This window comes from Bacillus cereus group sp. N31 (assembly GCF_016483245.1).
Taxonomy (GTDB): Bacteria; Bacillota; Bacilli; order Bacillales; family Bacillaceae_G; genus Bacillus_A; species Bacillus_A toyonensis.
Genome location: NZ_JAEHCH010000131.1, coordinates 1 through 231 on the forward strand (window position 1 = coordinate 1; position 231 = coordinate 231).

The following is a 231-nucleotide window of genomic DNA, read 5'->3' on the forward strand; positions in this document are numbered from 1 at the left end:
GAATAGACACCCTCTTCTTCTCGTAACCACCATAAGTAACCATATTGATTTGAATTCATCGCTATTGATTCTTTTATCCATGATTTTGATAGTATTTGTTTTCCATTATGAATACCTTCATTCAAATACATCTGTCCAAACTTAGCCATATCCCTAACCGTTAACGTTAGTCCCCAGCCGCCCGCCGAAATACCATTTGGATCGTGAACCCATCCTTTCACATCTTTTCCG

At 39.0% G+C, this 231-nt stretch carries 1 pseudogene; it reads right to left on the bottom strand.

Features of this window, described 5'->3' with window-relative positions:
- Positions 1-231, bottom strand: a pseudogene (locus JDS81_RS30115) (serine hydrolase domain-containing protein); the annotation flags it as partial.